Source organism: Parafrankia discariae, from assembly GCF_000373365.1.
Taxonomy (GTDB): Bacteria; Actinomycetota; Actinomycetes; order Frankiales; family Frankiaceae; genus Parafrankia; species Parafrankia discariae.
The window spans coordinates 16,552-34,686 of sequence record NZ_KB891244.1 but is presented as its reverse complement, the minus strand read 5'-3'; the positions used below and the strand labels follow the sequence as shown (position 1 = coordinate 34,686).

Here is an 18,135-nt window from a genome sequence, read left to right as displayed (position 1 = left end):
TGGGCGCGGTCGTCGGCCAGCAGCGCGGCCAGGAACTCCAGGGTCGACTCGGGCAGGATGATGGCGCCAGGGTAGGTTAGCAACGGAAGTCCTCGGTCAAGGTCACGGTGATTAGGCATCCTGTGATCTACCGAGGGCTTCTCTATTTCTCATGTCCGGACCGACAGCGTCCGGACAACTTCCGGCCTCCGGGTCGCCCGTCGGCGGCTCCTTCATGCGCGCGAGATGGAACGTTCCCACGATTCAGGCAAAGCAACTCTGAAAAGGCTCAGTGAAAGATGAGCCCAGATCTGACGGTGCGCATCATTATGGACACTCCAGGCGAGCGACGGGGCCATCTCGCGAACCCGGTTCGATCGCCGATCCGGTCCGCGGCCGCGACGCCCGCGACCAGCCGCCGCCGGGACGGATCAACCGCTCCCGGCCACCAGACCCGAGCGCACAGCAAACGCACAGAAGGCGCACAGCGTGGGCAACGCCCGGCCCGCCATGCTCGAGCCATCAAGCTCAGCCGATCCCAGTTGGAGGGCACATGGCGGATCACCGGGGTTCCGGCCGGACGCGGGCGTACGAGGGGCGCCCGCTGGCACGGCCCGACGAGGAGATCGTCGACCAGGGCCTCGCCTTCGACGTCGGCACACTGCTCAGCCGGCGGCGGATGCTGACCTTCTTCGGCCTCGGCGCCGCGGCGGCGGGCCTGGCGGCCTGCGGCTCGGACTCCGCCGGTTCCACGGCCGCGGCCACCTCGGGGACATCCACCTCGGCGACCTCGGCCGCGACGACCTCGGCCACGGCCACGGCGGCCGGGGAGATCCCCGAGGAGACGGCGGGCCCCTACCCGGGCGACGGGTCGAACGGGCCGGACGTCCTCGAGCAGAGCGGTGTGGTCCGCAGTGACATCCGGTCCAGCTTCGGCGACTCGACCGGTACCGCCGAGGGCGTCCCCATGACGCTGGCGCTGACGGTCCGCGACCTCGCGAACGGCGGCTCGCCGTTCGCCGGGGTGGCCGTGTACGTGTGGCACTGCGACCGGGAGGGCCGCTACTCGCTGTACTCCGACGGCGTCACCGACCAGAACTACCTGCGCGGGGTCCAGGTCGCCGACTCCGCCGGCACGGTCCGGTTCACCAGCGTCTTCCCGGCGTGCTACTCGGGGCGCTGGCCGCACGTCCACTTCGAGGTCTATCCCGACCAGGCCAGCATCACCGACTCGACCAAGGCCATCGCCACCTCGCAGCTCGCGCTGCCGCAGGACGTCTGCGAGAAGGTCTACGCCCAGTCGGGCTACGAGGCGTCCGTGACCAACCTGGCGCAGGTCAGCTTGAACAACGACGGCGTCTTCGGCGATGACGGGGCCGCCACCCAGCTCGCCACCGTGACCGGCGACGTCTCCGCCGGGTACGCGGTCTCCCTCACCCTGGGCGTCGACACGTCGACGGCCGCGGGCGGCGGCCAGGTCTCCGGCGGCGGGGCACCGGGCGGCGCGCCCGGTGGCCGGGCACCTGGCGGACGCTGACGGCCGCCGGGAACAGCCGGGCCGCCCTCGGAATCAGCCGCGGATCAGCCGCGCAGCTCCCAGCCGTTGCCGGCGGGGTCGCGGCAGATCACGATCCGCCGGCCGTCGAAGTCACCCGCGGTGAACGGGATGCCGGCCGCGGTCAGCCGGGCCTCGATGGCGACGCAGTCGGGCCCGACCTCGATCGCCGTGTGCGCCTTGGCCGCGGGAACGTGGTCGGGGTCGAGGCTCAGATGGACCTGGGTGCCGTCGTCGGCCTCGAACCACCGCGCGCGGTCCCGGACCACCGCCGGCGGTTCGAGCCGCCGGTAGCCGAGCACCCCCACCAGGAACTCCGCCTCGGCGTCGGCGGCGGCCGGCGGAACTCCGAGGTTGGCATGGTGAAATCTCGGCACGTACGGAGTCTGACACGAAAACCCCTCCGGTGGCTGGCCCTCGGGCTGCGGGGCCGCGGGCGGCGGGCGTCAGCCGCCGAGCGGGTGGCCGACGAGCCCGGCCCGCTCGGCGACGAACTCCGCGACGCCGCGCGCCGGCCGTCCCGTCACCTGTTCGACGGTCGTGGTCGCCCGGTCGTAGCGGTTCTGGCGGTGCAGCCGCGCCATCGTCACGATGTGGTCCCGGGTGAACGGAGCCAGGTCCGTCTGGGTCGCCACCAGGTTCACCCACTCGTCGGGCGGGACGTCCACGTAGGTCACCGGGCGGCCCAGCGCCCGGGAGAACTCGGCGGCGACGCCGTCCATGTCCTGCGAACGCGGGCCGGTCAGCTCGTACACGTGCGCACGGTGCGCCGCCGGGTCGGTGAGGAGCTCGGCGGCGACCCGGGCGACGTCCGAGGCGGCGACCGGGGACGTCCGACCGCGGCCGAACGGGAGGCGGATGGTCGCGTCGTCCGCGATGGACCGGGCGGCCAGGACCGTGAACAGCGGATTGTCCAGGAACACGGTGGGGCGCAGGTGCCGCACCGGCAGTCCGGACCAGTCGAGCACCTGCTCGGAGAGCCAGTGCAGCCGCTGCTGGTGCGACTCCTCGGTGCTGACCGCGGTCATCTGCGAGACCGTCATCTGCGACATGGCCACCAGCGTGTCCAGGGTTCCAACCGCCCGCGCGACCGTGGCGACCGTCGCCGTGGCCTCGAGGTAGGCCGGGGAGACGCTCATGTTGAAGAACATCCGGCGGCAGCCCGCGAGCGCGCCGGCCACGTCGTCGGGGCGGGTCAGGTCGCCCACGACCACCTCCGCGCCCCACCCGCGCAGCGTCTCGGCCCGTTCGTCGTCGTGGTGCACCAGCGCGCGCACCGGGACGGACCGCTCGCGCAGCAGCTCGACGACGGTGCGCCCGACCCCGCCCACCCCGCCGCCGGCACCGGTGACCAGGACGGTGCCCGTTCCGACGGTGCCCGCTCCGACCGTGTCCGCTCCGAGCGCGTCCATTGCTACCGTCTACCCCGCTGACCTCGGCGTACGCGCCGCCGGCCCGTGGTGGGGGCAGCCGGGCCCGGTCACGCCGGGTGCGGGGGCCATTCCAGGCCGGACAGCGAGGCCAGCGCGTGCACCAGTGCCTGGGCGCCGTCCCGGCCGCGGTCCTGCGCCTGCAGGGCCACGTAGAGCTGGTTGGCGAGCGCCAGCCCCGGCAGGGCGAGCCTGGCCCGCCGCGCCTCGGCGAGCGCGATACCGAGATCCTTGACCATGTGGTCGACGAAGAACCCGGGCGCGAAGTTCCCGGCCACCACCCGCGGCGCGAGGTTCGACAGCGACCAGCTGCCGGCGGCGCCGCTGGCCACCGACTCCAGCACCCCGGCGACGTCCAGCCCGACCCGGCTGGCGTACAGCAGTCCCTCCGACATCGCGACCATGGTGCTGGCGATGAGGATCTGGTTGACCATCTTCGTGTGCTGACCGGCGCCGTGATCACCCTGCCGGACGATCACGGCGCCCAGCGCCGCGAACCCGGGGCGGACCGCCTCGAACACGTCGACCGGGCCACCGACCATGATCGACAGGGTGGCGTTGCGGGCGCCGACGTCGCCGCCCGACACCGGCGCGTCCAGCGCGTGCGCCCCGACCTCACCGGCGGCCCGGCCGATCTCGACCGCCAGCGCGGGCTCACTCGTCGTCATGTCGACGAGCACCGCCCCGGGCGCGGCACCGGCGAGCGCGCCTGCGGGCCCGAGCAGCACCTCGCGGACGTCCGCGGGCAGGCCCACCATCGAGAACACGACGTCGCTGCCGGCCGCCACCTCGGCGGGCGAGTCGGCCCAGGTCGCCCCCGCGGCGAGCAGGCCGGCCGCGCTGTCCCGGCTGCGGGTCGTGACCGTCACCCGGTAGCCACCGCGCAGCAGGTGCCCGCACATGGACGCGCCCATCACCCCGGTGCCGATCCACCCGACCCGGGTCGACTCCGGTGACATCGGCTCGGGCGACACCGGCGAGGAACCTGCGACGGACAAGACAACCCGCTTCCTGTGCGACCACGCACGACTGCGTCCCACTGCCACCTCGTACGACCCCGTACGTCCCACGAGTTCGTACCACCCGGCCCCGCCGCCGGGGGCGGCCGGCTCAGTTCACCGCGGCACGGCGCAGCGCGCGGTACAGCAGCTGGGGGTCGCCCATCCGGCGGCGCAGCGCCCGTTCCAGGCCGGCGATCGGGTAGAGGTTCTGCGGGGCGCGGGCGTCCTTGAACTCGGCGGAGGCGAAGCGCCGCAGCGTCACCTGGCTCTGGTCGGCCAGCGCGATCGCCTCGGCGGCGGACATGTCCGCGCCGCACTCGACCCGCACCACCCCGGCCCACGGCGCGCCCGGCCCGCCGGGCAGCCGCAGGTACCAGCTGTGCCGGTCCCAGCTGGAACCCATCAGGAAGACCGGGGTGCGCTGCCCCGGGCCCAGGGTGCCGACCATCGCGTGCTGGCGCGGCGGAAGGTAGGCCGACTGGTGGGTCTTGACGAAGCCCAGGGTCCGCGGCAGATGCTGACGCCCGCGCAGCGGGCCGTCGACGACCAGCAGGTCGGTGCCGTCCGCCAGGTGGCCGCCGGTGTGGCCGCCCGGGTGGCCGCCGGTCGGGTGGTCGCCGAGCTGGGCGCGGGCCGCGGCGGCCGACTCCACCTCGAGCTCGCCGAGGGCCCGCTGCAACGCCAGGCTCAGCCCGACCGGGTCGGTCGCGCGCGTGCGGCGCACGGGATAGTCACCGGCGGACGTCCGGACGTCCGCGGCGTGCGCGGCGGCGGTGAACGTCCCCCGGCGCACCGTCGCGACGGCCAGGTGGGCCCCGGCAGCGCAGCAGCAGACGACGCCGCTGGCGTAGGAGGCGCACAGGGCCGGCAGCGCGGACGTCGCCCGCTCACCGGTGGGCACGCTGTCGTGGATCCAGGCGCGGCCCTCGACCCGGCGCACCCCGTCGACGAACAGCACCGCGGCCGGCGCGGCCGTGCCCGGGGCCGGGTCCCGCGGCGCCCACGCCGACTCGGGCACCTCGACGTCCAGCACGACCGGGGCGCTGGACTCGACGAGCTCCTCCTCGCCGAGGCTCGTCCCGTAGCCGGGATCCCAGGCGTCGACACTGAACCTCATCCCGCCCGCGGGCACGACCGGTGCGGCGGGTTCGACCGGTGCGGACGGTGCGGCGGCCGGTCCGGCCGGCGCGGCCGGCCGCGGGCGTGCTGGTGCCTCGGTCAAGTGCGCTCCCTGACGACGGTCGACGTCCGCTGGTCCCGGTTCACCGCGAAGCGTACGGGGACCCGCTCTGCCAGCGCCTGGACGTGGGTGACCAGGCCGACCATCCGCCCGCCGCCGCTCGCGAGACTCTCCAGGGTGCTCGCGACGACATCCAGGGTCGCCTCGTCGAGGGTGCCGAAGCCCTCGTCGAGGAACAGCGAGTCGAGCGAGGCCGCCCCACCGGCCGCCATCGCCCGCAGCTGGGAGGACAACGCGAGCGCCAACGCCAGGCTGGCCTGGAACGTCTCCCCGCCGGACAGGGTCCGCACCGGCCGGCGCGAGTCGGCGTCGGCGTGGTCGACGACCAGGAACTCGCCCTCCTCGTGGGTCAGCTCGAACTGCCCGCCGGAAAGCTCCGACAGCGTCACCGACGCCTCCTCGACCAGGATATCCAGCGCGGCGGCCACCATCCAGCGCGGGAACCGGTCGGAGCGCAGCAGCTGGCCGAGCTGGCGGGCGATCTGATCCGCCTCACGCGCCGCCGCCACCTCGGCGGCGAGCCGGGCGGCCTCGGCCCGGCGCTCGACGACCCGGGCGAGCTCCGCGCGAGCCCCCGCCAGCCCGTCCGCCACCACGACGGACGCACCGTCGGCGGTCCTGGAACCAGAACCAGAACCAGAACCGGGGCCGGGGCCGGGGCCGGGTGGCAGATCGTGGGTGGCGAGCCGCTCGCCCAGCGCCCGGTCCGCCTCCTCGTGCCGCCGGCGGGCGGCCTCGGCCTCGGCGGCGGCCTCGGCGAGCAGCCGCTCCCGGGCCGTCACCTGCCCGCGGGACCAGTCGGCCAGCACCGTCCAGCCGGCCAGGACGTCCTCGCCGTCGACCACGGGCGCGCCGAGCGGGACGAGACCGTCGCGGGCCGCGGCCAGCGCGACGCCGGCCGCGCCGAGGGCGTCCCGGGCCCGCTCGAACGCCCGCTCGGCGTCGTCGGCCTCCGCCCGGGCGGCACGCAGCCGCTGGTCGGCCCGGTCGGCGGTGGCGGCGAGTCGGTCCAGCTCGGCGAGCGCGGCCGCCACCGCCGCAGCGGTCGGCGCACCGGCGAGCGCGGCGCGCAGGGCTTCGGTCCGATCGTCCAGGGTCGCGATCCGGGTGGCGGCCCGCTGCTGGGCCCGGGCCGCGGCGATCCGCTCCTCGTCCGCCCGCGCCTGCCCCGCGGAGGCGAGGGCCAGCGCCTGCCGCGCGGCGGCGAGCGACCCCGCGGCCGCGGCCGAGCGCCCGGCCGCCGCGTCCCGCTGGCCGGCCCGGTCACGGGCCAGCCCGGCGGCCCAGGTGACCAGCGTCGCCCAGGCCGCCTCCAGGTCACCGTCCGGCAGAGCGGGGGCGCCGAGGAACACCAACGGGTCGCGGACGGCGTCGAGCGCCCGCCGGGCCCCGGCCGCCTCGTCCCGGGAGCGGGTGACGGCCGCGTCGGCGGCGGCCGCGGCGTCACGGGCCCGACGCAGCGCCAGGTCGGCACGGGCGACGTCGCCGTCGAGCCGTTCGACGTCCGCGAGCAGAGCCGCCGCGTGCCGGGCGTCCGGCGCGTCGGTGAGCCCGCGACGCAGCTCCTCGACCCGGTTATCCAGGTCCGTGAGGTGGGCCTCGGATTCCAGCGCCGCCCGCGTGGCGGCGTGCGCCTGCGCGGTGCAGGCGGCGAGCTCGTGCTCGGCGGCGGCCACCGCCTCGTCCGCGACACCGAGACCGGCGGCCGGCAACGCGGGTGGCAGCGTCGCGACGGGCCGCGCGCAGACCAGGCAGTCCTCCCCCACCACCAGGTGCGGCCGCAGCGCCGCGGCCAGATCGGCGCGGGCGGCCTCGTCCCGGACGCCGGCCGCCCGCTGCCGGGCGTGCCGGGCCGCCTCCAGGGCCGCGTTCGCCCGGTCGAGCGCGGCCCGGGCCTCGCCGTGGGCGGCCGCCGCCCCGGCCTGGCCGGCCGACAGCTCGGCGAGCCGCTCGTGGTCGCGCAGCGCCCGCTCCAGCGGGCCACGCGGCGGCGCGGCGGCCCGCTCCGCACGGACGGCGGTATCCGCCCGCTCGGCCGCCTCCCGATATTCGACGGCCGCGGCCCGCACCGCCTCGGCTTCGCGCAGCCGGCCGGTGAGGGCCGCCAGCCCACCCGGCGCCCGGACACCGGCGAGCAGATCCAGCTCGGACCCGAGCCGGCCCGTCTCGGCGGCGGCGAGGTCGGCGGCCCGCTCGGCCGCTCGTTCGGCGGCCCGCGCCGTCGCCAGCCCGTCTCTCGCCTCCTCGAGCGCCGCGGCCGCGGCGGCGAGGGCCGTGTCGGCGGCGGCCTGCTCGGTGCCGGCCGTCGGCCGGGTCGCGAGCAGGTCGGCGAGCTCCGCGTGGTCACGGGCAGACCGGTCGAGCGGGCCGCGCGGCGCGGCGGCCGCGAGCTGTTCCCGCGCGACGCTGTCCGCCCGCTCGGCCTCCTGCCGGCGCTCACGGGCATCCGTGTCGGCGGCCCGGGCCGCGCGCAGCCGCCCGGCGAGATCCGCCAGCCCGGCCGGCGGCCGGACGGCGGCGAGCCGGTCGCGCTCGGCGGCCAGCCTGGCGGTCTCGGCGGCGGCCTGCGCGGCGGCGGTGTCCAGCCCCGCCAGCTCGGCGAGCGCGCCGGCCACCTCGGCCGCCAGCCGGGTGAGCGCCCCGACCCGGTCGGCCGCGGCGGTCTCGGCGGCCGCCGTCGCGTCCGCGTACCCGGCGAGCTGCTCGGCGAACACGTCCGCGCGCTGACGCTGGTCACTCGCGCGGGCGTTGGCCGCCGCGCGGATCGTGTCGTAGACGCCCAGCCCGAGCAGCCGGGTGAGGATGGCCTGCCGCTCGCTCGGCTTCGCCCGCAGGAACTCGGCGAACTCACCCTGCGGAAGCACCACACAGGTGCAGAAATGCTCGAAGGTGAGCCCGAGCAGCTCCTCGACCGCCGCGGTGACCGCGGGCGCGCCCGCGGCGAGCACCTCCGTCGGCTCCCCCGGCTCACCCGCGCCGGCCGGGTCGACCAGCCGCTCGAACCGGGCGTTGCGCACGCTCACCCCGCCGCGGGCGGCCCGGCGCAGCTCCCGCGCCACCACGTAGCGGGCGCCGGCCACGTCGAAGACGAGACGCACGGTGCCCCGGGCCGCGGTCGGGGCGAGCGCCAGGTGCACCGTCGCCCGGTTGTTCCAGCGCGGCACCGAACCGAACAGCGCGAACGTCAGCGCGTCGATCAGCGTCGACTTGCCGGCGCCGGTCGGGCCCACCAGCGCGAAGTAGTCGGCGTCGGCGAGGTCGAGCACCGCCGGTTCCCGGAACGACCCGAAACCGGCGAGGTCCAGCTGTACCGGGCGCATTCAGTCTCCTCCCAGGTCCCTCAGTCGCCGCTGGAGGCGTCGTCGTGCAGCCGGACGAACAGCGCCTCGACCCGGGGATCGTCGAACCGCTCGGCGGCGCAGTACTCCCGGAACAGGTCCGCCGGGCTGCGCCGCGCCAGCGCCGCCGCGCTCGGGCGTGACCCGCCGAGGGCCACCCGGAACTCCGGATCGATGCCGACCTCGAGCGCGTTCGGCAGCAGCTCCTGGACGTCGTCGCGCAGCCCCGCCCGGGCCGGCTCGCGCACCACCACCCGCAGCAGGTCCTCTGCGAGCTCCGGGGCCCGCGCGGCGAGCTCGGCGACCGTGCCGCGGACCGTCCGCAGCCGGCGGCCGGCCGTCAGCGCGATGTCGGTGACCCGGGCGGGGACGCCGGGGCTCGCCTCGACGAGGCACACCACGTTCGTGTTCTCCTGCTCCCCGAAGTCGACCGCGAGCGGCGCACCGGAGTACACCACCGGACACGGCGCGGCGAGGGTCTGCCGCCGGTGCAGATGCCCCAGCGCCACATAGTGGGCGTCCGCGGGGAACGCCGCCGCGGACACGTGATACTCGAAGATCGACTGGGCCATCCGCTCCCCGCCGCCGAACAGGCCGTTCGTCACCGTCAGATGGGCCAGGACGAGGTTCACCGCGTTGTCGTCGAAGCCGCCGCGCAACTGTTCCACCAGGGCGCGCACGACCTGGTCGTAGCGGGCCGAGGTCTGGTCGGGCGTCTGGGTCACCAGGTCTGCGGCGCGGACGGCGTACCGCTGGGAGACGAACGGCAACGCCGCCACGGTCACCGGCTCCCCGGTGCCAGGCGCCCGGAACGTGACCACCCCACCGTCGGCGGCGGTGCGCGGCGTTCCGACCAGGGTGATCCCGGCGGCGGACATCAGCGGCCGGTAGGCGTCGAAGGTCGGCTGATGGTCGTGGTTGCCCGCGATCACGACCACCTCGGCCCCGGTGCCGCGCAACGCGACCAGCGCCTGCACGGCGAGCTGCTGGGCCGCCGCCGGCGGGGCCGCGCTGTCGTAGACGTCCCCGGCGACGAGCACCGCGTCGACCTCGTGCTCCCGGGCGATCCCGATGATCTCCCCGAGTACCGCGCGCTGCTCGTCGAGCCGGTTGCGTCCCTTGAGCGTCTTGCCGAGGTGCCAGTCCGAGGTGTGCAGGAACTTCATGGCGGTCCCTAACGGCCGGAGGTCAGAACGGCGGGGCCTCGTCGGTGGGGTTGGGCAGGAGGTCGAAGGGGTTGCGGGGCATCGGCGCGGGGGGCGGCTTGCCGGGCGGTCCGGTGGGTGAGCCGGGCGGCGGGTCGGTGGCCGCGGATGCGAGGCCCGCGGTCTCGGAGTGCCGGGTCGCCCAGGCGGGGAACGGGAACTCCACCGCGAGCGGCACCGGGATCTCCGGCTGGGAGATGAACATCGTGCCCGGCTTGGCCAGCGTGGCCCGGGCGCGCTGCCCGGGCGGCAGGAACCCGTACTCGGGCCGGCCCGCCTCGGCCGAGTCCAGCCGGCCGACCACCTTGATCGAGCTGTTCGCGATGATCCGCCGCTCGACCTCGCTCGCGGTCTGCTGCGCGCCGATCAGGATGATGCCCAGCGAACGGCCACGCTCGGCGATGTCGAGCAGCACCTCCTTGATGGGGCTCGTGCCCTCCCGCGGGGCGTACTTGTTCAGCTCGTCGATCATCGTGAACAGCAGGCCGCCGGCGCCGGCCTCCTCCTTGCGTCTCGTCTCCGCGGCGAGCACCACCCCGACGACGAACCGCTGCGCCCGCTCCGGCAGGTTGTGCAGGTCGACCACGGTCACCTGCTGGTCGGCCGTCGACACCCGCCGGCGCGGACTGTCCGCCAGATCCGCCCGGATCAGCGACCGCAGCGAACGCAACGACGACCGCAGCCGGCGGACGAACGCGTTGACCGTCCCGGCGCCCGTCACCGGGCCGGCCCAGTCCCGGCGCGTCTCCTCGTCGGTCAGCCGGTCGACGATCAGGTCGACCAGCTCGGAGTAGGTCCGCACCAGCTGGCCGTCGATGCTGACGGCCCCGTCGGCGCCGGCGGGCACCGCGTCCGTGCGCAGCCGCAGGGCCACCTGGTGGACGACGATCGTGTACTGGTTGCGGTCGTCCTCGGCGTCGGCGAACACGTACGGCAGCAGCTCACCCGCGCAGAACTCCTGGATCGTCCACCAGAACGCGGCCACCCCGGTAGGCCGGGAGGCGACGTGCGGCCGTCCCGAGGTGTCGTCGGGCAGCGGCGGGGCGAAGAAGCCGACCGAGCGGAACGGCTCGGCGGGCAGGTCCAGCAGGCGGTAGCGCGCGCGCACATCGTCGTCGATCCGGACGTTGCCGTGGTCGAGGAACAGCAGGTCCTCGCCCTTCACCGAGAACACCAGCGCCTTGGTGTTCACCGCGGCCCGCCCCAGCACCCCACAGCGGAAGATCGAATGCAGCAGGAAGAGCGCGAAACTGGTCTTGGTGGCGACCCCCGAGATGCCGCTGATGGAGACGTGCGCGCCCCGGGTGCCGTCGAGGAACTCGAGGTTGACGTAGATCGGGTTGCCGTCCCGCCCGATGCCGACCGGGATCCGCTTGTCCATCATGTCGAAGTACAGCGCCGTCGCCCGCTCGTCGCCGGTCGCCCGCCGCACCTGCTCACCGGGCAGCGGCGGGACGTAGACCTCCGGCTCCACCCGGGTCGTGGTGACCTCGGCGATCTCCTGCACCTGCGCGGGCAGGACGCCGTCGGCGATCAGGAAGACATCCGAGCCGAAGGACGCGCCCTCGTGCCGGGCCCGCACCTGGGTGACGATGCCGGCGGTCATCACCGGCCCGACCCCGGGCACCGCGCGGACGGTGACGACCACGTCGTCAAGCTGCAGGTAGCTGCCCTCCAGCAGGGCGACGTGGAACAGCAGAGGCGTGTTCTCCTCCGTGCCGAGCACCCGGCCGACCGGCGCCACGGCCGCCGCCTTCCGCGCCGGGCCGGCGGTACGCCTGCCGTTCGCCCCACCGACCTCAACCGTCATGCACGAACCCCCAACCGACTGCCCCTACCGACCTGCTCCTGCCGATCTGCCACGACCGGCCTGCGACTGCCGGCCTGCCAATGCCAATGGCCATGCAGCGCCCGACACCCGGCACCCTCCGTCACAGACGATCGCCCGGCGCATCCGGCGACCGGCCGTCACCAGGCTAGCCGTGAGGTCCGACACCCAGCCGGTGCCACCTCGACCAGCGACCTCCCACGCGTTCGCCGCCCGACCGGGAGGCATCGGATGCGCCTTCAGCTCACCTCAAGATCGCCAACGGACGGAGTGTCGTCAACGCGGTTGATTATCTTGAGGATAATTCGACCAAGAAAGGCAACCCCCCGGCACGTCACGGTGATCCGGACACGGCAGGAGCGAGCAGGGCTCCCACCGGCGCGAAGGCCCGCGACCTGAAACCGCCGCCTGCCACGCCGTGCGCGGGCCGCTCCGCGCCGGCCGTCTCGATCGGCACCCGGGCGTCGTCGACTCGCGGCGGCACAGTGGCGAATCCCCTGCGGGACAGGCAGTGCCACGCCGACGCGCCCACGTGGCTCCATCCGGAGCGGCCGCGGTCGGCTGGCCACACAGGCGACATCACATCCGCAGAACCGGAAGAATTATCGATAATCAACCGCAGATGCGGCGCCAACCAGGTATGTTTCCGTCCCGGAAGATCTGCTCCTGATGCGGACCACGGCATGGGAAAGGCCTGTCGGGCTCGTCGTCACGTCTCTGGGCCGGTCACCCGAGAGGTGGGCGGCGAGAGTCCGGTACCGCTGTGGTTGCCCAGCCGTGAAGAAGCGATCGAGAGGTCACTTGGCTGGTCCTCTCCTGCGGCATCGCGCGCATTGAGATCTTCCAGGTGGCCGCGCCGGGAGACGCGGCGCGTGCGTCACGGTGTTTCGGGAGGGATGCCGAGGGGTTCTCCTATCTGGATCCTGCGATTTTTCAGTCCGCCACGAATCCGGCCGTGAAAGGTTCGTGAGCTCCCTCGGGCCACGGCCGGGAAGTCCGTCCATCTCTCCGGCGAGGAAGAAGGAAATGGCGAGAAAATCTCTACGGCCACCGTTGTTCACAGCGCTCGCCCTGGGCGCCGTGCTGGCGGTCGCACTGCCAGGAACCGCCTACGCCTCAACCACTGTTACGGTCCGCAGCCCTGGCGCCACGTCCGGACCGGGCTCGGCGAACTCGCAAAGCGTGAGCAGCGCGGACTGTCGGAGCGGCGGTGACACCGACGACGTGGTCACCGGGGTCGGCATTCTCCAGACCGTCGGTACCGGGGCAGCGCAGAGCAACCTGCACGTCAAGGGCATCGCGCCCTATGACGGCACCGCCGAGTACATTGCCTCCGCCTACTCGCCCGGAGTCGTCGACACCGATGCGACGCAGGCACTCGCCGTCGGCGGCACGGGTGGGTCCGGCGGCGGCCTCGACGCCGCCTTCGGCTCGACGCCGTACGCCATGTGCCTGGACCCGGGTGACACGATCACGGGCACCCAGATCGTGATGAACAGCGTCGCGGGGCCGACCAGTGCCGGGGCGACCGCCCTGGCGGCGGCGACCTGCCCCGAGGACACCCGTCTCCTGGGCGGCGGGGCCCGGCTCACCCCGGGCACCGCGGGGCCGGCCAAGCCCATCGACAGCTACCCCACCTATCTGGACGGCACCGGCCTGGGCACGCACAGCAACGGTCAGATCGCCGCCGCCGACGGGAGACCAACCCGGACTCCTGGGCCGCCGGTGCGCAGAACGGCGGGATGGCGGGCAGCGGCTACGTCACCTATGCGTACGCCATCTGCAGCGGGGATGACATCGACGTCAGCGGCGTGACCGTGACGGTGCGCTATGACGAGACAACCGGCCCGACCACGGTCGGCGCGCCGCAGAAGACCACCGTCGGATGCGAGCAAGGCGACGGGACGCTGATCAGTGGCGGCGCCGGTATCAGCGGTGGCGACATCACGGCCTCCGCTTTCAATGCGCCGGGAGCACAGGGTGACCACCTGAACGGCAGCTACCCCAGCGACTCGAGCGGGAACCCGCTCACCACCTCGCCGGCGTACTGGACGTCCACCACGCACACCGGAGGAAACGGCTCGACGAGCGCCACCAGGTCCCATGTCTGGGCGCTGTGCATGACCGGCAACTGACCGACGCGCGCAGCGCAATGGTCACGTAACGCAGGGGAACAGCACGACCCCGGCAGGTGGGTGCGGCGCTCGGCGCACGGCCCGCCTGCCGGGCTACCTCAGGTACGGGATCTACTGCGCACAGTTTCCCCTAACGCTCTCCTTCCGCAGATGCGGGTGATTACGCCGATAGTTCTGGTTTTTGCGGCTCCGCAAGTAGTACGGTGCTGTCCGCTCAGACAGGTGACGATCCGCGACCACGGGTGCTCGCCTGATGTCTCCGGTACCGCGTCACCACTCGGCTGGGCCGCACGTCAGGAGCGGGGAGTCACCGCGCCTGTAGACCAACCAGATGATTTCGGGGGGCAGGCACGATGCCACGTGAAGACCGGGCCACGGGCCGGGGCCGGCGACAACTGAGACCTGGGCGATCCCGGGGAGTGGCCGTCGCGCTGTCCACACTCGCGCTGGCCCTCGCCGCGGCGGCGCCCGCCGTCGTGGCACCGGCCGCAGCCGCCGCGGCGGAACCGCAGGAACCGGTGATCCGCGTCACCGCCGCCGACGTTCCCGTCCCGGTTACGCCGTCGGGCTCCGCGACTGCGGTGACCTGGTGCCCGACGGGCAGCGTGCTGCTCGGCGGGGGTGTACGGGCCAGCGGGATCAACGTCACCGACCCCGTCCCCCCCATCAACGGGCTGCGCGCGAAGGGGACCTTCCCCAGCCACGCGGACGGGACCCAGATCAATGACCAGACGGGGGAGATCCCCGAGTACTGGGCCGGTGTGGGCGACTTCTTCGGGCAGCCCGAAGACGGCGCCAGGGTCTCCAGTTTCGCGGTGTGTGTCTCGGGAGCGACGTTGCTCGGCCAACTGGCGGTCCGCGCACAACTCGCGATCGGCCCGAGAGAGGCCGGCATCGTCCAGACGACGGCCGCGTGTCCCGGCGGGACCGTGGCGGTGAGTGGCGGCGGGCTGGCGCTGTCCGGGTCGGTGGCCGGCCTGAAGACGGTGAGCAGTTTTCCCAGCGACGCTGCGGGGAACCCGCTCCCGGACGGAGCGACGGACCCTCGGTACTGGACCGCCGTGGTGGTCGGCAGCGGGCCGGCTCCGGCGAACACGCGGACCATGGCGAGCGTCATGTGCGCCAAGCCCGCCGACATCGATATCAGGGTGGTTCGCAAGGACGGTCTCGGCCCGCAGGTCAGCAACGGTCAGGTGATCTCCACCGCGAGCTGCCCGGCGGATCTGGCTCTGCTGGGCGGCGGGGAGCACCTGCAAAGGGGCGCGGGTGGGGCGTATGCGGCCGACGCGTATGTGCGTGGCAGCTACCCCAGTGACCCGGCGGGTGTTCCCGCCGGCAACGGGTCGACCAATCCCTCCTCGTGGAGTTCACTCATCGCGGCGGGTGGGTCCGGCGGGACGGGCGATCAGGTCACAAGCACCTTCGCGCTGTGCGCCGACTTCGACCATGACACGTCGACCTCGCTGGCGACGAACACCACGAGCCCGCTGTTCGGGCGGCCCGTCGAACTGACGGCCTCGGTGCTGCCGGCCCTGCGCACTGTCGGCAGCCCGACCGGAACCGTCACCTTCTCGGACGGGACGGCCCCCCTGGCGACCGTTGCGCTGACTGCCGCGGGGAACGCCGTCTTCCGTACTTCCGGCCTGCAGCCCGGAACCCACCAGATCACGGCGAGCTACAGCGGAGGCCCGACCTTCCACCCCAGCTCCACGGCACCAACGGCGATCACGGTCGGTTTCAGTGAGCCGTGCCTCACCACCGTGCACAAGAGCACCCTGACGGTGCGGCCCGAGCAGGCCCTCTGCATCGGCCCCGGCGGCCAGCAGAAGGGTGCGGTGAATGTCGAACCGGGCGGCGCGTTGGCGGTGACCGGCGCTGAGATCGTCGGGACGGTCTCCAGTAGCGGCGCCTCCGCGTTCACGCTGTGCCAAAGCTCGGTGAGCGGCGGTGTCACGGTCCAGGCCGGCACCGGCCTCGTCCTGATCGGCTCGGATCATCTGCCCTGTGCGGGTAACACGATCAAGGGCGCCCTGAACGTGACCGGTAATACCGGAGGCGTACAGATCATCGGCAACACGACCGGTGGATCGCTGACGGTCAAGGACAACGGCGGTAACGGCCCGGACCCCGAGAATCCCGTCCCCGCGGTGACCACGAACCAGGTCGGTGGCTCCCTGAGCTGCAGCGGGAACACTCCCACCCTGCGGCAGACGGCCAACACCGCCCACGGCTCCCGATCCGGACAGTGCAAATGAGAATCGACGGCAACCCGGCCCCGCGCCGACCGTTGCCGCGGCTGAACACCGACAACCAGGTGATTGCGGGGGGCTCGCACGATGCCAGGTAAGGGCCGGGCCGAGGGCCGGGGTCGACGAAAACTGACACCTGGGCGATCGCGGGTGGTGGTCGCCGCGCTGACCCCACTCGCGCTGGCCCTCGCCGCGGCGGCGCCCGCCGTCGTGGCACCGGCCGCGGCCGCGGCGGCGGAACCGCAGCAGCCGGTGATCCATGTGACCAGCGTCGATGTTCCCGTGCCGTCCGCCGCGGCGGGGGCGAACACGACGGCGGTGACATCGTGCCCGGCGGGCAGCGTGCTGGTCAGCGGAGGCATGTGGGGCAGCAAGATCGATGCCACCGACCCCATCCCCCCCATCAACGGGCTGCGCGCGAAGGGGAGCTTCCCCAGCGACGCGAACGGGATCAGCAGCACCGACGGCGCGCAGAACCCCGAGCACTGGGCGGCCGTCGGCAACTTCGGCGGGCAGACCGAAGACGGTGACAAGATCACCAGCTTCGCGGTGTGCGCCGAGGGAGCGAACCTCGACCACCGGGTGGTCGCCGTGACCGCCGTCCCCGGCCCGGTCCGGGCCGGCCTCGCCTACGCCACCGCCGCGTGTCCCGACGGGACCGTCGTCGTGGGCGGCAGCGCGTACACGCCTCCCCCGCAGTCACCCAGCCTGAAAGCGCTGGGCAGCTTCCCCAGCGACGCCCAGGGCAACCCGCTCCCGGACGGAGCGATCAACCCCCGGTACTGGACCGCCATGGGTCTCATCAACGGGCAGTCGGACGGGACCGCGCAGACCATTGCGTGGGCCATCTGCGCCGAACCCGGTGAGACGGAGATCAGGGTGGCCCGGACGGACGGTCTCGGCCCGCAGGAAGGCAGCGGATACGCGATCCTCACCGCGAGCTGCCCGACGGACCTCACCCTGCTGGGGGGCGGAGAAGGCGTACAGAGGGGCGTCACAGCCGGGCCGCCGGCCGCCGGTACCCACCTCCGTGGCAACTATCCCAGCGACGCGGTCGGTGATCCGGTCGTCAACGGGACGACCAACCCGTCGTCCTGGAGCGCGATCATCGCGGCTGGCGGGGGAGCCGGAACGGGCGACCAGGTCGCGAGCGCGTACGCACTGTGTGCCGACTTCGACCACGACTCGTCGGTCTCGCTGACCCCGAGCACCACGAGCCCGCTGTTCGGGCGGCCCGTCGAACTGACGGCCACGGTGTCACCGGTCGTGCCCGGCGCCGGCACCCCGACCGGTTCCGTCACCTTCTTCGACGGGACGATCCCCGTGGCGACCGTCCCGCTGACCATGGGCACGGCCACCTTGCGCACCACCAACCTGCAGCCCGGAGCCCGCGAGATCACGGCCCGCTACAGCGGCGGTCCGACCTTCAAACCCAGCGCGACCCCGACACCGGCCACGATCACGGTCGGCTTCAGCCAGCCCTGCATCACCACCGTGCACAAGGGTGCCATCACCGTGACGGCCGAGCAGTCCCTGTGCCTCGGGGCCGGCGGCCGGCAGCAGGGCGCGATCACGGTACAGCCCGGCGGCGCACTGGCCGTGACCGGAGCCGAGATCGCCGGGACGGTCTCCATCAACCAGGCCGCCGCGTTCAGCCTGTGCCAGACGTCGGTGAACGGAGCCATCACGGTGCAGGGCAGCACCGGCCTCGTCCTGATCGGCTCGGACTACCTGCCCTGCACGGGCAGCACCGTCAAGGGCACCCTGACCGTGAACACCAACACCGGTGGGCTGTCGGTCAGCGGCACCACGATCAGCGGGCCGCTCACGGTCAAGAACAACAGCGGTGACGGACCGGACCCCGCCGACCCCGTCCCCGCCGTCACCGCGAACACCATCGGCGGCGGGCTGAGCTGCACCGGAAACATTCCCACCGTGCGGGAGAGGGGCAACACCGTCAACGGCGTCCGATCGGGACAGTGCCGATAGATTCCGTCAGGCGGGCTGGTCGGCGGTTCCAGGGCTGACAGCCCATCGCGCCAGATCAGTCGGTGACACGGACGGACGAACCGGGGCCCGGCTGCTTCCAGGACGTTCGGGAGGCAGCCGGGCCCCGCCGCCGCGCGGGCCCGACCGCGATCTCGCTGCCGAGACCGGGCGAGGTGCTCGCCGGCT

General features: G+C 73.6%; 12 protein-coding genes. 5 read left to right on the top strand and 7 right to left on the bottom strand.

The genetic code is table 11. The annotated features are described in order from the left end of the window. The first annotated feature begins 532 nt into the window (after positions 1–532). Entirely contained in the window at positions 533–1,516 is a 984-nt protein-coding gene (locus B056_RS0126225) for an intradiol ring-cleavage dioxygenase (protein ID WP_018504824.1), read from the top strand. Between the two features lie 44 nt (positions 1,517–1,560). Here B056_RS0126225 and B056_RS0126220 read toward each other — a convergent pair whose 3' ends face one another. From B056_RS0126220 to B056_RS0126190, 7 genes are all read right to left on the bottom strand, one after another. Continuing rightward, entirely contained in the window at positions 1,561–1,911 is a 351-nt protein-coding gene (locus B056_RS0126220) for a VOC family protein (protein ID WP_018504823.1), read from the bottom strand. Positions 1,912–1,980: 69 nt separating this feature from the next. Then, complete coding sequence (locus B056_RS0126215) at positions 1,981–2,946, bottom strand: NAD(P)H-binding protein (protein ID WP_018504822.1); 966 nt, start codon at positions 2,944–2,946, stop codon at positions 1,981–1,983. Positions 2,947–3,014: 68 nt separating this feature from the next. Further along, a complete protein-coding gene (locus B056_RS0126210; RefSeq protein WP_018504821.1) occupies positions 3,015–3,938 on the bottom strand; it encodes an NAD(P)-dependent oxidoreductase in 924 nt (307 codons plus the stop codon). Between the two features lie 136 nt (positions 3,939–4,074). Further along, complete coding sequence (locus B056_RS0126205) at positions 4,075–5,082, bottom strand: hypothetical protein (protein WP_026240168.1); 1,008 nt, start codon at positions 5,080–5,082, stop codon at positions 4,075–4,077. Positions 5,083–5,183: 101 nt separating this feature from the next. Next, positions 5,184–8,525 carry an AAA family ATPase gene (locus tag B056_RS0126200; RefSeq protein WP_018504819.1) on the bottom strand — a complete coding sequence of 1,114 codons (3,342 nt, stop codon included), beginning with the start codon at positions 8,523–8,525 and terminating at the stop codon, positions 5,184–5,186. A gap of 20 nt (positions 8,526–8,545) precedes the next feature. Further along, complete coding sequence (locus tag B056_RS0126195) at positions 8,546–9,709, bottom strand: exonuclease SbcCD subunit D (protein ID WP_018504818.1); 1,164 nt, start codon at positions 9,707–9,709, stop codon at positions 8,546–8,548. A gap of 22 nt (positions 9,710–9,731) precedes the next feature. Beyond that, positions 9,732–11,558, bottom strand: coding sequence for an ATP-binding protein (locus B056_RS0126190; RefSeq protein WP_018504817.1), 1,827 nt, complete (start codon positions 11,556–11,558; stop codon positions 9,732–9,734). Between the two features lie 1,200 nt (positions 11,559–12,758). On the opposite strand from B056_RS0126190, the gene B056_RS44805 reads away from it, so the two are divergent. The 4 genes from B056_RS44805 (at position 12,759) to B056_RS0126170 (ending at position 17,949) form a co-directional block, all read left to right on the top strand. Further along, complete coding sequence (locus tag B056_RS44805) at positions 12,759–13,391, top strand: hypothetical protein (protein ID WP_230203198.1); 633 nt, start codon at positions 12,759–12,761, stop codon at positions 13,389–13,391. Further along, the gene (locus B056_RS44800; RefSeq protein WP_230203197.1) at positions 13,319–13,711 is read left to right on the top strand and encodes a hypothetical protein; all 393 of its coding nucleotides are present in this window, start codon (positions 13,319–13,321) and stop codon (positions 13,709–13,711) included. Before B056_RS44805 ends, B056_RS44800 begins: the two co-directional genes overlap by 73 nt. Before the next feature lie 419 nt (positions 13,712–14,130). After that, positions 14,131–15,966 (top strand): Ig-like domain-containing protein, encoded by a 1,836-nt coding sequence (locus B056_RS0126175; RefSeq protein ID WP_018504815.1) that lies wholly within the window; start codon positions 14,131–14,133, stop codon positions 15,964–15,966. 144 nt (positions 15,967–16,110) lie between these two features. Beyond that, positions 16,111–17,949: an Ig-like domain-containing protein gene (locus B056_RS0126170; RefSeq protein ID WP_018504814.1), complete on the top strand. Its 1,839-nt coding sequence runs from the start codon at positions 16,111–16,113 to the stop codon at positions 17,947–17,949. Positions 17,950–18,135: the final 186 nt, after the last annotated feature.